At 34.9% G+C, this 15,363-nt stretch carries 12 protein-coding genes; 6 read left to right on the top strand and 6 right to left on the bottom strand.

What is annotated here, in order from left to right; genetic code table 11:
• Positions 1–11 precede the first annotated feature (11 nt).
• From HNP25_RS18685 to HNP25_RS18665, 5 genes are all read right to left on the bottom strand, one after another.
• Positions 12–938, bottom strand: a complete 927-nt coding sequence (locus HNP25_RS18685) for an NAD-dependent epimerase/dehydratase family protein (RefSeq protein ID WP_184136730.1) — start codon at positions 936–938, stop codon at positions 12–14.
• 188 nt (positions 939–1,126) lie between these two features.
• Entirely contained in the window at positions 1,127–2,392 is a 1,266-nt protein-coding gene (locus HNP25_RS18680; protein ID WP_310587185.1) for a nucleotide sugar dehydrogenase, read from the bottom strand.
• A gap of 90 nt (positions 2,393–2,482) precedes the next feature.
• Positions 2,483–3,685: a glycosyltransferase family 4 protein gene (locus tag HNP25_RS18675; protein WP_184136728.1), complete on the bottom strand. Its 1,203-nt coding sequence runs from the start codon at positions 3,683–3,685 to the stop codon at positions 2,483–2,485.
• Positions 3,660–5,270 carry an alginate lyase family protein gene (locus HNP25_RS18670; protein WP_184136726.1) on the bottom strand — a complete coding sequence of 537 codons (1,611 nt, stop codon included), beginning with the start codon at positions 5,268–5,270 and terminating at the stop codon, positions 3,660–3,662. The genes HNP25_RS18675 and HNP25_RS18670 overlap by 26 nt, the downstream gene beginning before the upstream one ends.
• A gap of 178 nt (positions 5,271–5,448) precedes the next feature.
• The gene (locus HNP25_RS18665) at positions 5,449–6,684 is read right to left on the bottom strand and encodes a nucleoside recognition domain-containing protein (protein ID WP_184136724.1); all 1,236 of its coding nucleotides are present in this window, start codon (positions 6,682–6,684) and stop codon (positions 5,449–5,451) included.
• 148 nt (positions 6,685–6,832) lie between these two features.
• Here HNP25_RS18665 and HNP25_RS18660 point away from each other — a divergent pair, with 148 nt between their 5' ends.
• The 4 genes from HNP25_RS18660 to HNP25_RS18645 all read left to right on the top strand — a co-directional run bounded on the left by HNP25_RS18660 (position 6,833) and on the right by HNP25_RS18645 (position 12,160).
• Positions 6,833–7,567, top strand: a complete 735-nt coding sequence (locus HNP25_RS18660) for a M15 family metallopeptidase (RefSeq protein ID WP_229202908.1) — start codon at positions 6,833–6,835, stop codon at positions 7,565–7,567.
• 291 nt (positions 7,568–7,858) lie between these two features.
• Positions 7,859–9,313: a TolC family protein gene (locus HNP25_RS18655; RefSeq protein ID WP_184136722.1), complete on the top strand. Its 1,455-nt coding sequence runs from the start codon at positions 7,859–7,861 to the stop codon at positions 9,311–9,313.
• A 56-nt stretch (positions 9,314–9,369) separates the two neighbouring features.
• Positions 9,370–10,743 (top strand): efflux RND transporter periplasmic adaptor subunit, encoded by a 1,374-nt coding sequence (locus HNP25_RS18650; protein ID WP_184136720.1) that lies wholly within the window; start codon positions 9,370–9,372, stop codon positions 10,741–10,743.
• A 127-nt stretch (positions 10,744–10,870) separates the two neighbouring features.
• Positions 10,871–12,160, top strand: a complete 1,290-nt coding sequence (locus HNP25_RS18645; RefSeq protein WP_184136718.1) for an aminotransferase class V-fold PLP-dependent enzyme — start codon at positions 10,871–10,873, stop codon at positions 12,158–12,160.
• A gap of 74 nt (positions 12,161–12,234) precedes the next feature.
• Here HNP25_RS18645 and HNP25_RS18640 read toward each other — a convergent pair whose 3' ends face one another.
• Complete coding sequence (locus HNP25_RS18640) at positions 12,235–13,374, bottom strand: 2-isopropylmalate synthase (RefSeq protein WP_184136716.1); 1,140 nt, start codon at positions 13,372–13,374, stop codon at positions 12,235–12,237.
• Between the two features lie 375 nt (positions 13,375–13,749).
• Here HNP25_RS18640 and bioB point away from each other — a divergent pair, with 375 nt between their 5' ends.
• The gene (bioB, locus tag HNP25_RS18635; protein WP_184136714.1) at positions 13,750–14,781 is read left to right on the top strand and encodes a biotin synthase BioB; all 1,032 of its coding nucleotides are present in this window, start codon (positions 13,750–13,752) and stop codon (positions 14,779–14,781) included.
• Positions 14,782–14,809: 28 nt separating this feature from the next.
• Entirely contained in the window at positions 14,810–15,298 is a 489-nt protein-coding gene (locus HNP25_RS18630; protein ID WP_184136711.1) for a redoxin domain-containing protein, read from the top strand.
• Positions 15,299–15,363: the final 65 nt, after the last annotated feature.

Here is a 15,363-nt window from a genome sequence, read left to right as displayed (position 1 = left end):
AGAGGTAATTTTTAGAGGTAAATACTGATAATACGTTTGAGACCTTCATCTAAAGAGATTAACTCTCTTCCTAAAATTTGTTTCATTTTATCATTTACAGGTTTTCTCCTTGCCATATCGCCTTTTTCAAGTGCAGGTAGATGCACGATAGAAGAACTAGAACCTGTTAGTTCGATAATTTTTTCAGCAAGAGATAGAATACTGATTTCAATATCTGAACCAAGATTTAGCACTTGATTTACTGCCAAATTCTCATCTAAAATCTTTAGTGTTACTTCAATATTATCGTCGATATAACAAAAGGTGCGAGTTTGTGAACCATCTCCGTAAATAGTAATCGGTTCATTTTTTAAGGCTAAATCCAAAAATCTTGAAACCACAAAATCATGATTTTGCTTTGCACCATAAGTATTGAAAAATCTAAAAATGGTGTAATCTAAATCAAAAGTGAATTTGAAAGAGTCAATGATAGTTTCTCCAACTTTTTTGACCGCCGCATAAGGCAGTTTTCCATTCAAAGGCGTTAATTCTTCATGTTGGGGATACTCTTTGGATTCCCCATATACTTCAGAAGAAGAGGCAAAAAAAATACGCTTTACATTTTTATCTCTCGCTAAACTCAAAATATTCTGAATTCCCTGAATATCACCCAAAACACTCGAAGGATTGTCAAGCGTTCTTTGAACGCCAACAATGGCAGCATAATGGAAAATATAATCGAAATCAAATTGATTCATTATTTCTGAAAGACTTCCATAGTCATTTACATCACACTTCAGAAATTGGTAATTGGAAGGCGGTTTTGAGGGAAGATTTCGCTCATTCCCAGTGGAAAAATTATCAAGAGCAATAATAAAATTTTGTTCATCTTGTAAAAGCCTGTCGGCTAAAGAGCTTGGTATAAAACCCGCTCCTCCTGTGATAAGAATCTTTCTCATACTAAGGGTAGATTTAGGTTGTAAAACATAAATATTTTACTCTAAAATAATAAATTATTAAAAACGAATTTCAGGTATAGCCATATTTTTTTTTCTACTCAATAACTAGGCATAAAAAAAGAGACAAGCAAATCACTTATCTCTTTTCAAATGTCTTTCAAATATCAAACTATAACATAAATAGATGCTTATAGTCTTGCATCCACTAATTCCTTATCCCATAAAGACTTAATATCATATACGACAGCATCTGGGTTTTTCAATTCTTCTAAATCCAAGTTTTTGTACTCATCATGCGAAACCGCTAATAAAATTCCATCATACTTTTCTGTGATTGAATCCAATAGTGAAATTCCATACTCTTCGTGTACTTCTTTTTTATCTGCCCACGGGTCATGTACGTCAATTTGTACACCGAATTCTTTTAATTCTTGATAGACATCAATTACTCTTGAGTTACGAATATCTGGACAATTCTCTTTGAAAGTAATTCCCAAAATCAACACTTTACTTCCTTCGATTTTATGTCCTTTTTTTATCAATAATTTAATGAGTTTTCCGCCTACAAAAATTCCCATATTATCATTTACTCGTCTTCCCGAAAGAATTACTTGTGGATAATAACCCAAACTTTCAGATTTATGCAACAAATAATAAGGATCTACGCCGATACAGTGTCCACCTACCAAACCTGGTTTAAATTTCAAGAAATTCCATTTTGTACCAGCGGCTTCTAATACTTCAGAAGTATCAATGCCCATTTTATCGAAAATCAATGATAATTCATTGACGAACGAAATATTCACATCACGTTGAGCATTTTCAATGGCTTTACTGGCTTCGGCTACTTTCAACGAAGAAGCTTTGTAAGTTCCTGCTTCAATAATTGAGCCATAAAGTTGGTCAACAAACTCGGCAATTTCTTCTGTTGAACCAGAAGTTACTTTTCTGATTTTGGTTAAAGTATTGATTTTATCACCCGGATTGATACGCTCTGGCGAATAACCACAGAAAAAATCTTCATTGAATTTCAACCCACTCTCTCTTTCCAAAACTGGCACGCAATCTTCTTCCGTACAACCCGGATAAACCGTAGATTCGTAAATCACGATGTCGTTTTTCTTCAAAACCTTTCCAACGGTTTTACTTGCCGAAAGCAAAGGAATTAAATCTGGTTTTTTGTATTTATCAATTGGCGTTGGCACCGTCACGATAAACACATTACAAGTACTCAACATCTCAGGGGAAGCCGAAAAAGTAAGCTTTTCAGAAGCTTTCAACTGCGAAGATGCTACTTCATGCGTGCGGTCGTGACCAGCATTTAACTCGTTCACACGAGTTTGGTTAATATCGAAACCCAAAACTTGGTACTTTTTTCCAAATTCTACTGCTAAAGGTAAGCCTACATAACCAAGGCCAATAATTGCGATTTTCGTTGCTTGTATATCCAAAATGAGCTTCAATGTTAAAAAAATGCTATCTTCGATTTCATCAATGCTTGTTTCAGCATGAATGATTTTTTGAATTAAAACATAAAGGTAAGCTTATACTACATTTTTTTCAATGTTAGGCGAATGAATCATTGCTAAAATGATTTTGGACATTTCGTCCATCAGTGTTTTTCGACTAAATTTTTCGATAAAATCACTTCGATTTACAGTTGAAAAACGGTGATTTTCTAATTTTTCAAGCAAATTTTCCACATTGCAAGGTTTGAAAAGAATAACGTTTGCTACATTTTTTTCAATGAAATTTCTCGCAAAACCATTTACGCCTGCGAGAATGGTTTTGTTACTTGCTCCGTATTCAAAAATCTTTGATGGCAATACTTTTTCAAAAGCTTTGGCATCGTTCAGATGCAAAAATAAATAATCGCTTTTCTGATAAAAATCAAGCAACTTTTCCTGACTTACGGGTTTAAACAAATTAACATTTCTTACATTCAGAAGACTTAGCTTCTCAGCTAACAATTTTTGGGTATTTCCGTCTCCGATAACATTAAAAATGTACTTCCCTTCCAAAGCTTTCGCTGCTTCGGGAATGATTTTCTCCAAACCTTGACCATTGCCAATATTTCCTGCATAAGTAATTATTTGTGGTTGATTTTGAGGAGTATGCTCAAAATGATGTTTCAAAAATACTTCATCAATCCCGTTGGTAAAAAAACTAATATTTCCCTTGAAGTATTTAAAATTATCCGCAAAAGCTTCTGAAACAAGATTGAGATGTTGAGCAGTATTAACGCTAAATTTTTCAATCATTTTCAAGATTGGTACAAGAAATATTTTCATAAAAAACTTAAAAACAGGTTTTTGAAAAGCTTCTAAAACAGCTTCCGAAAAAATATCTCTGATGTCAAGAAAAAGTAAAGTGGGTTTTCTACGAGCAATCATTGCTCCGAGTAAAGCCGTAAAAAGCCGAGAAGAAGAAGCGTAAATCAAATCATAATCGTACTTTTTAGTATATTTCAGCACCGATTTTGCGTAAAATGTAAAGGCAAAAATTTGTCCGAAAATACTGTTTTTATGTGCTGGCAAAGGAATCCTGCGAATGATTAGATTATCCTTTTGCTCAAAAATTGGAGCTTGATTGCTGAAACTGTGATAGCGGTTTGGCGTTGTAGTGAGTACTTCAATCGAATCGCTTGAAGCAATTTTTACTTGAAGTGCTTTTACCAAAGCAGTACTTCTGAACGAACCAGCACACAAATCTGGCTGAAAATTAAAACTTAGGACGAGGATTTTCATAAGCTTTATGGAATTTAATTGTTGTAGTTAATTCTTTTTGAAAGTGTATAATCGCTAATTTGGCTGGTTTGAGTATATTAAACTCTTCGGCTAATAAATACTCTGCAAGCGTAATTTCAAGGTTTTCTGAAAATATAATCGTGGCAAAATATGTCGAAATTGTATTTTCAGTAAGCGTAATTTCGATGTTTGGATAAAAGTGTAAAAATGCTTTTGCTGGAAAATTCTCATTCCCAAATATTCTATCACGAATGGTAATTTGTTGTTCTTCTATCCAAAAATCTCTTTGATGAACAATTCCCAAACGCTGATAGCCGTTGTGCGAAGCCGAAATATGATTTTCTGATTCTGATAAAATCTTTGGTTTCGCTCGTCTCGCTACTCTAAAAATACTCCAAATTTCCGATTGTTCAAAATTCCCAATTTGAACGGTATTATGTGCCGCAGTCGAGCGTTCCTGCTGTCGCCTTTCAGCAAACTGATAAGTTGAAGTACCAGTGTCCACAATAAAAGGCTTTCCACGAATGTACAGAATGAAATTGAGCGTATCAGAATGAGCGTGTGCAGATAAGTACTTAGGAGAAATTTCAGCCACATCAACAAACAATTCATACGTAGCTTTCTGAAATTTCCGATAGCCACTTTCTTTAATTTTCGTAGTTTTTGGCGATAAATTCAAGCTTTTGGCATACGCTAAAAGTTTAGCAGTATTGGGTGCAAAATTTTGGGCGGAATCATTTACCAAAGGAATATCGCCATTTTCAAAAGTAATTACCGCTAAAAAATCCAGCATTTTTTGAGCATAACCTTTCAATAATTCATTGATAGAGTACTCGCCAAAATCAGGATTATTTTTCACCAAATTCAAGCAGTCGAGTAAACGAAAGAGTACGATTTGATGATACATGGGCGATAATTCAAAATGTCCGCCATCAGCTAAAATTTGTTCTTTTAGTTCTTCTTTCAAAAGCTTGGTAGCGATTTTCAGAAAGTACTTATCTCTAAAATAATATGCGGCGAAAAGTAAGGAAAAAGCATTTTCTAATAAGTGATTTCCTAGAATATGGTACTCAAGATTCTTACCTAAAATACGATAATGAGCCATCAAAACGGCATCTATTGGGGTTTCTTGAATTTGATGATAAGTCAAAAATTTTATCCAATTGATGCCTCTCAAAGAAATAGGATATGGTTCTAAACCTGTGCTGAGGTTTGAAGTATTGATAAAAGTATTTATCAAAGCCAAGCCTTCTTCTTTGGATAGGTCTTTTTGATGCAGAAAATCAAAATAATTTAGCTGATAAGCCCATAATTTTCCAAAAGATTTTTCATCGTTCCAGTCGATGTCTTCTTTAAAATACTTGGATTGATTCAGAAAAACGAAACGATTTTCTGTTGGAAAGTAAGTCCTTTTAGCAGAAATTGAAGCTTGTAAATGTAACCTAAAACTCTTCGCTTCTATCGTTTTAGAGTATTGTAAACGAAGTATTTTTCTGAAAAAACGTTTTGTCCGATAATACAATTGATAAAATATTTGCTTCGGACGTAAATGTAGAATTGTGTAGAAGTAGAGTTTTGTTTTCATTGATTTGAAGACTTTAGGATTTTTAGATTCAAGATTTTAGACGCAAGAAACAAGATTTCTATCTGGACTTCAGGACTTTAAGATTGAAGACTAAAGGATTTCAGATTTCCTTAAACTGCCGAAATCTGAAATCCTAAATCCAACATCCGATAGCCGACTTCTGAAAGCCAACAACAGCCTAATGAAAGAAAATATAGCTCACCCAAATAGAAGTAATAACGCTCACTAAATCGGCTGTTAGACCCGCCCAAAGTGTGTAACGAGTATTTCTGATATTCACTGAGCCAAAGTACAAAGCTAAAACATAAAAAATCGTATCAGAAGAGCCTTGAAAAACACATGACAAACGTCCAGCAAAAGAATCTGCACCGAAAGTTTTCATGGTATCAATCATCATCGCTCTTGAGCCTCCACCACTCAAAGGGTGCATCAGTGCCGTTGGAAGAGCATCGGTAAAATCAGTATTCATTCCTGTTAAAGAGAAAACGAACTTCATTCCATCTACGACCCAAGTTAAAGCACCAGAATTACGTAAAGCTCCAATCGCCACCAACATTGCCACCAAATAAGGAATTATTTTCACCGAAGTCTCAAAGCCACCTTTTGCTCCTTCTATAAAAGCACTAAAAACATCTACTTTTTTGCGTACAGCTCCCAATAAAAATGAAATAATAAACGTAAATAAAATAAGGTTGGAAGCTACTTTTGACACTACTTCAATTTGCTCTTTCGGAATACTTGAAAAATACCAAAGTACCAAGCCAATAAATAAGGAAATCCCACCTAACCATGAAATAATTACTTTATCAAACAAATTGATTTTCTGTCGAATCGCTACAAAAAGTAAGCCCGTAACCGTAGCCACATAAGTAGCAATCAGACAAGGAATAAAAATATCCGAAGCATCAGCCGCCCCATAAATCGAACGCTGTGCCATAATACTCAAGGGAATCAGCACAGGGCCAGCACTGTGCAAAACCATAAACATAATTTGTGCATTAGAGGCAACGTCTTTACTCGGATTCAGTTCTTGTAAACTCTGCATCGCTTTTAGTCCAAAAGGTGTAGCAGCATTATCTAAACCCAACATATTGGCAGAGAAATTCATAATCATCTGTCCATTAGCAGGGTGATTTTTAGGAATTTCAGGAAATAAACGATTGAAAAATGGACCAACCAAACTGGCCAAAAAATTAATCGCTCCAGCACGCTCGCCAATGTTTAACAAACCCATGAAGAAAGTCATCACGCCAGCCAAAGGCAAAGCAATTTTCATCACTGCTACTTCGGAAGAATCAAACATTCCATCAATGATTAATTTAAAAATTTCGGTATCACCCGTAAAAATTAGTTTGATGAGTGCAACGACAAAAGCGACAATAAAGAAGGCAATCCAGAGGTAATTTAAGGCCATATTTTAATTGGGTTGATAATCTCAATTTGAAAATGAGTTTCTAGAATTTAAAAATAGCAGTATCAAAAGCGAAAAATGGCTTTATTTACAGTATTCAAAGAATTTCACCCTTAAATTTATATTTTATTCTTCAATGAACATCAACAATATGAGAAAACATATTTTTAGCCTCTTACTTTTTTCACTGATTTCTTCAAGTTTTGAAGCCAAGCATAAAAGTGTTGAAAACGAAGAAAATAAGAAATCTGCAAAGTCTCAAATGGCATCGACTTGTGAATACGAAAAGAAAATGCTTCAACAAGGATTAGTCAATGTCCGAGAAATTGATGCTTCTATTTTGGTTGAACTGAAATATTCAACGACTGATAATTTTGTTGGGAAAGACGTTTATGGCTGTATTACCAATTGTTTCATGCAGAAACGTCCTGCTGAAATGTTAAAAAAAGCGAATACGCTACTCCAAAAAAAACATCCAAATTATCGGCTTTTAGTGTATGATGGCGGTCGCCCATTGAGTATTCAAAAAGTACTTTGGAGCACCCTCAGCCAATATCCGCCTAGAGAACGGGCAAAATATGTAGCAAATCCAGCCCAAGGCTCAATTCATAACTATGGAAGTGCTGTAGATTTGACCATTGCTACTGCCGATGGAAAAGCTTTGGATATGGGAACGAAATATGATTATTTCGGAGAATTGGCTTATCCTGTAAAAGAAGATTATTTTTTAGCCAAAAAAAAACTAACCAAACAACAAGTTGCCAATAGGATTTTGTTGAGGAACGTCATGGAAGCCGTTGGTTTTATGCACATTGATTACGAGTGGTGGCACTTTAATGCAGTTTCGAGAAGAGAAGCAAAACAGATTTACCAGATTATTGAATAAAGCTTTGACTAAAATACAATCAACCGTTCGATTTTAATAAAAAGTGTTCGTTTTCGGACACTTTTTTAGTTTACAAACATTTATAAACACTTGTAAAACAATTATTTATAAACGATGGCATATTACTTGATGATTTTGAGAACAGGACATTTTAGGAATAAGCTACACTAGATGCAAATGCTATGGAATATTATCAATTTCCCTTTTATCATAGCATCATAGCCGTTTATCCTAAAAATTTTTAAAGCCCCAAAAATCATTCGTAACATTGAACTATAAATTATAAGAATTATGAAATTCTCATTACTAATCCTAACAGGCATTACTTTATTGACTTTTCAAGGAAAAGCTCAGAACGCTATTCAAGCAAGCGAGAATGAATCCAAATTATCGTTGCAAGAAGCCATAAATATTGCCTTGAAAAACAACATTTCAGTCAAGCAAAGTGAAAACCAGCTATTGTTGAGCGATTTACAATTGAAACAATCAAAAGATAATCGATTGCCTATTGCCAATGGTTCGATTAATGAATCTTTCAATTTTGGTCGAAGCCTTGACCCATTCACAAACACCTACGTTGAAAAGAACATCAATTACAATAGTTTAAGTGTAAATGCGAATGTTACTATCTTCAATGGTTTCTTGTTAAGAAATACAATTCTTCAAAATGATTTATTGTTGAAGGCTACTCAATTAGACTTGCAAGCCATGAGAGAAAACATTTCTTTGCAAGTAGTGTTGGCTTACCTTAATATTCTGAATGCGCAAGATATTCTTGTTATTTCTCAGACTCAAACCCAAATTACTGCATTACAAATTCAACGCACAGATAAATTGGTTCAGGCGGGTTCTTTGCCACAATCTAATTTACTAGATTTAAAAGCACAATTAGCAACCGAAGAAACAACGGTTATCAATAACCAAAGTACTTTAGATTTAGCAAAACTCTCATTAATTCAATTATTGAATGATAAAAATATTACAGACGTAGCCGTAGAAAGAGTTTCATTACCAGTACCTGCTACTTCGCAAGGATACGATGAAACTGCAAGTAAAATATTTGAAATTGCCGAAAAAAGTCAACCAACTATCAAAGCTGCTGATTTAAGAATACAAGGTGCAATGAAAGGAATTGATATTGCGAGAGCAGGCTTTTTACCAACTATTTCTGCTGGAGCAAACTTAGGAGCGAACCAGTCAAATGCTCAGAAAATTTATCGTCAAGATGGTACAACAAGCTCTAACCTAGGAACAGTAAATGTTAGTGGCGTTGACTATCCCTTAGTTGTAACACAAACAAAATTTGTTGAAGATGGAACAGTAGCTTATTTTCAACAGTTAAAAAATACCGCTAATTATGGTTTCGGATTTAACGCAACCATTCCAATTTTTAGCCGCTTTTTAAATAAAAACAGAGTAGCACAAGCTAAAATACAAAAAAGTAATGCCGACTTGTCCGCCCTTCAAGCTCGCCAAACTTTACGTCAAAACATCGAACAGGCTTATACAAACATGAATAATGCCGCCAAACGTTTTGACGCCCTTACCATACAAGTAACCGCTTTGGAAGAATCATTCAGAGCAGCTGAAAGCAGATTTGGTGCAGGAGCTATTGATTTTGTCAACTACAGTTTACAAAAAACCAATCTTGATAAAGCTCGTGGAAACCAAATTCAGGCGAAATATGACTTTATTTTCAGAACAAAAATCTTAGATTATTATCAAAATAAACCACTTACCTTTTAACTTGTGATGAAGTGATTTTATTCTCTCACTAACAGTCACACAATTTAACCAACATTATGGCAAAGAAATCTTCAAATAAAATCTGGTGGATATTAGGTGGAATCATCGTGGCATTGGGCATTGCATTATTTGTAGCAAAACAACAAGGTCTGATTGGCAAAGAACCATCAACAGAAGTAGAATTCACCAAAGCTAAAAAAGCAGATATTATCGAAAGAGTATCAGCTTCAGGAAAAATTCAACCTGAAATTGAAGTAAAACTTTCGCCAGATGTTTCAGGAGAAATTGTAGGATTGTACGTAAGCGAAGGTGACTCTGTAATAGCTGGTCAGTTACTTTTGAAAATTCGTCCTGATAACTATGAATCTTTATTGGCTCGGGCAGAAGCACAAGTAAATTCATCAAAAGCATCAGTTGAGCAATCAAAAGCAATGCAATCTCAAGCAGAGTCACGTTTGTTGAAAGCTAAAATTGATTATGATCGTAACAAAAAATTACACGATGATAAAGTAATTTCTGATGCAGATTTTGACCAATTCAATTCACAATACTTGGTTGCAAAACAAGATGTAGAATCGACCAAAGCAAGTGTTCTAGCAGCATCTTTTAACGTGAAAAGTTCAGAAGCAGCTTTGAAAGAAGCAAGAGCTAACTTAACAAAAACGACCATTTATGCCCCACAAAGTGGAACGATTTCAAAATTGAATGTTGAATTGGGCGAACGTGTAGTTGGTACATCTCAAATGGCTGGTACTGAATTACTTAGAATTGCTAATTTAAATAAAATGGAAGTTCGTGTTAATGTGAACGAAAACGATATTACTCGTGTTTCAATGAATGATACCGTTATTATCGACGTAGATTCTTACAGTGCTTCTGGCAGAAAATTCAAAGGAGTAGTTTATGAAATTGCGAGTTCGGCAAATGGTTTAGGAACTTCTGCTACAACAGTTTCGGCCGATGCAGTAACAGAATTTGAAGTAAAAATTAGAGTGTTGCGTAAATCTTACGAAGATTTAATTGTAGGCAAACATTCTTATCCATTAAAACCAGGAATGACGGCATCTGTAGAAATTATCACCGACCGTAAAAATGGTGTTTTATCAGTTCCATTGGCTTCTGTAACCACTCGTGACCCGAATGCTAAAGAAGGCGATGAGAAAAAAGAAGGTGCTCCTGAAGAAACCAAAGAAGAAGAAAAAGTAATCAAAAAAGAGAAAATAAAAGAAGTAGTTTTTGTGTTAGGGAAAGACAACAAAGCAAAAATGAAAGAAGTAAAAACTGGTATCTCTGATTTTGAAAATATTGAAATCCTTTCAGGTTTAACAGATGGCGAAACCATTATTTCTGGCCCATATTTAACCGTTTCAAAAAAATTGAAAGACGGTGAATTGGTTAACAAAAAAGAAGTTAAAAAAGACAAAAAATAGTCATTATAATAGTTTGGTTTAGGGTTTATGAAAAAGCCAGTCAGGAATGTTTTGACTGGCTTTTTTGTGTACTTTCACGTCGTTTCGTAAGCGATTCTTTTGTATATTTATGTAAAACAAACTAAATATGACAACAAGACGACATTTCATCAATCAAATCTCTGCGCTTGCTGGTGCTTCCTTACTTCCAACATTTAAAGGTTTATCATCCAACGACTTACAATCAATTAGTAGTTTCTCCCCAGAAAAATCTGCACTACTTATGGCTTCCGATGAAGACTATTGGTATCAAATTCAACAAGCTTATACCGTTTCTCCACAAATTATCAATTTGAATAATGGCGGTGTCAGTCCAGCACCAACAGTTGTTCAAAATGCAGTGGAACGATACAGTAAATTCGCCAATGAAGCCCCAAGCTATTTTATGTGGCGAATTCTTGACCAAGGACGTGAACCATTACGAGAAAACTTAGCTAAATTTTCTGGTGTTTCTCCCGAAGAAATCGCTATCAATCGCAATGCTACGGAAGCATTGGATACTGTGATTTTGGGTTTACCTCTAACCCGTGGCGATGAAATCGTTATGAGTAAATATGACTACCCAAATATGCTTCACGCTTGGCGACAAAGAGAGCTTCGAGAAGGTTTAAAAATCAATTATGTGAACATAGATTTACCACTAGAAGATAACGATTTGATTGTACAGAAATATGTAGAACAAATGACTCCTCGTACAAAAGTTGTTCATATTACACATATTGTTAATTGGAATGGACAAATTTTACCAGCTAAACGCATCGCTGATGAAGCCCATAAACGTGGCATTGAAGTAGTAATTGATGGAGCGCATTCATTTGCTCATCTTGAATATAAAATTCCTGATTTGGGCGGAGATTACTTCGGAACAAGTTTACACAAATGGCTTTCGGCACCAATCGGTTCAGGAATGCTTTGGGTGAAAAAGGAGAAAATCAGTAAAATTTTTCCACTGATTCCCAATGACAAACCCAATTCTGATAATATCCGTAAATTCGAAAATCTTGGTACTCGTCCATTCATGATTGAACAAGCCATTGGACAAGCACTGAATTTTCAATTAGCTATTGGTAATGCGAGAAAAGAAGCCCGTTTACATTTCTTGAAAAATTATTGGGCAAAAGAGGCAAGTAAAATACCAAAAGTAAAACTCAATACGCCTATCAAACCTGAATATTCGGGTGCTTTAGCACATTTTAGCATCGAAGGCATGGAAGCTGGGAAAGTTGAAGCAGAGTTATTCGCAAAATATAAAATTCATACTTCGCCTGTAAAGTGGGAAAAATTAGATGGCGTAAGAGTTACTCCACACGTTTATACAAGTTTACAAGATTTGGATAGACTTTTGGATGGAATTAAGTATTTATCCACAAAATCTTAATCATTTGAAAAAGTAAAATAGAAAAGGCTTCCCTGATATTCAAGGAAGCCTTTTTTACATGATTTACGAATATATTATCCAACCAATTCTTTCAAATCTTCATCGTTCAATTGTTTACGAGCATCAGCCATTAACAAGAAACGAGTATAAAGTTTATCTAAATCTGGTTTTTCAAATTCAAAACCTAATAATTGCAAACGGTGACGCAAGGCAGCACGTCCAGAACGAGAAGTCAATACAATCGCTGATGATGGTACGCCAACATCTTCTGGATTCATGATTTCATAATTCTGAGTATGCTTCAAGAAACCATCTTGGTGAATGCCTGAAGAGTGTGCAAAAGCATTGGCACCAACAATTGCTTTGTTTGCTTGCACTGGCATTCCCATCAAATTAGAAACAAATTGCGAGAATGGATACAAATGTTTAGAATTGATTCCTGTATGGTAACCTAAATCTTTATGTGTATTCAAAATCATCGCAACTTCTTCCAAAGAAGTATTTCCAGCACGTTCACCAATTCCGTTGATAGTTACTTCAACTTGTCTTGCACCAGCTTGAATACCTGCAATCGTATTAGCAGTTGCCAAGCCCAAATCGTTGTGATTGTGCATTGAAATGACTGCTTTATGAATATTCGGAACGTTTTCAAACAAGTAATTGATACGTTGGAACATTTGTTGAGGTAACAAATAACCAGTTGTATCTGGTAAATTCACTACAGTTGCACCTGCATCAATCACCGCTTCTGTTAATTGTGCTAAGAAAACTAAATCTGCACGACCAGCATCTTCAGCAAAAAATTCAACATCTTCTACAAAAGATTTTGCGTATTTCACCGCCCAAACTCCTTTCTCAAGAATTTCTTCACGAGTAGAGTTGAATTTATATTTAATGTGCGTATCAGAAGAACCAATACCTGTGTGAATTCTTGGATATTTTGCGTGCTTCAACGCTGCGGCAGCCGCATCAATGTCTTCTTTTTTAGCACGAGTCAGTCCACAAACAGTAGCGTTTTTAACTAATTTAGCTATTTCTTCAACCGAACGGAAATCGCCAGGAGAAGAAATCGGAAAACCAGCTTCGATAATATCCACCCCAAGTAATTCCAGTTGTTCAGCAACTTGCAATTTTTCTTCGGTATTTAATTGACAACCTGGCACTTGTTCGCCATCACGAAGGGTTGTATCGAATATTAAAATTTTCTGACTCATGATTCTTGTTTTTTGAAGGATTCTTAACCAAAAATAGCATTTGAATGAAGAAAAAACAAATTTCGAAAATTTGAGTCCTTAGAATTAAATTCTAAAAAAATTCAAAAAATAACTCATTATAGCATATAATTCTAAAGAAAAACCATTTAAAAGAATAAAAATCTAATTATTTTCAGTTTTGGTATATTAATTATTTCTTTAAAAAAAATGTTAAAAAAATAATCTACAAAGTAGTCATCAAATGAAATCCGCAAAAAATCCAATTTTTCGACAAATTTCAAAACACAAAAAGGCTTCTCAATTTGTCAAACCCGAAATCCATGTTTAATTTTGATTAATTAACATAAAGCGAATAAAAATCGCCAAGATGATACCATGATAAAAAATAATTGGACTAGAGAAGAAATCGAAGAAATTTATAACCTCCCATTCATGGATTTAGTGTATCGTGCAGCCACTGTACATCGCCAATTCAATGACCCACAAGAGGTACAAATCAGTACTTTACTTTCAATCAAAACAGGTGGCTGTCCAGAAGATTGTTCTTATTGTTCACAGGCTGCTCGCTATCATACTGACGTAAAAGTTCAAAAATTAATGGAACTTGACGAAGTATTATCAGCAGCACAAAGAGCAAAAGATGCAGGAAGTTCACGTTTTTGTATGGGTGCCGCTTGGCGTGAAGTACGTGATAACAAAGATTTTGACAAAGTATTAGGCATGGTACAAGGCGTAAATTCTATGGGTTTAGAAGTTTGCTGTACTTTAGGAATGCTGACGGAATCGCAGGCTGAAAAATTAAAAGATGCTGGCTTGTACGCATACAACCATAACGTTGATACCAGTGAAGAACATTACGAAGATGTAATTTCTACTCGTACTTTCGCTGACCGTTTGAATACGATTGATAATGTTCGTAAAGCGAAAATTTCTGTTTGTTCGGGAGGAATTATTGGTTTGGGTGAATCTGATGGCGACCGTATCGGAATGTTGAAAACTTTAGCAAATATGCCTCAGCATCCAGATTCAGTACCTATCAATAACCTTGTACCCATCAAAGGTACGCCACTTGGCGACCAAGAACCAGCCTCTATTTGGGATATGGTTAGAACAATCGCTACGGCAAGAATTTTAATGCCAAAATCAATGGTAAGACTTTCTGCGGGACGTTTAGATATGACTTACGAAGGACAAACACTTTGTTTTATGGCGGGTGCTAACTCTATTTTCTCAGGAGACGTGTTGTTGACAACGCCAAATCCAGCGGTGAAAAATGACCAAGAGTTATTCCAAATTTTAAGTATCAAACCACGTGAAGCTTTCAAAGATAGCAAAAAAGCATCTGTTGAATTTCAAGTAACTCCTACAGCTGGAAAAGCCTTGGGTATTGAAGAAGTAACTGTATAATTTTACTCACATTTTAATAAACATAAAAATGGCTTTACAAATTGGTGAATTAGCTCCGAATTTTACTTTATTTAATACCGAAAAAAAAGAAATTAGTCTTTCAGATTACAAAGGCAAAAACGTTGTTATTCTATTTTTTCCTTTGGCATTTACAAGTGTTTGTACTGCTGAATTGTGTGAAATGAGAGATAATATTACTACTTATGCAAGCTTAAATGCCGAGATTATAGGTATTTCTGTTGATTCACTTTTTACTTTAGATAAATTTAAGTCGGAACAAAGTCTTCCTTTCGATTTACTTTCTGATTTCAACAAAGAAGTATCAACAGCTTACGAGAGTATTTATGAAAACTTTGTTTTAGGCATGAAAGGCGTTTCCAAACGTTCAGCTTTTGTAATTGACGGAAATGGAACCGTTCAATACGCAGAAGTACTTGAAAGTGCTGGCGATGTTCCAAACTTCGAAGCAGTAAAAGAAGTTTTAGCAAGGCTTCCCTTTATGAGTGTAATCTTTTAATAATCAATATATTACCAATAAAATAACCCCGAAAAAGTGTCAATACTGGCAAATTTCGGGGTTTT

This window comes from Arcicella rosea, assembly GCF_014204325.1.
GTDB lineage: Bacteria > Bacteroidota > Bacteroidia > Cytophagales > Spirosomataceae > Arcicella > Arcicella rosea_A.
Note: the sequence above shows the minus strand (reverse complement) of the source record. Positions and strands in the feature narration are given on the sequence as shown.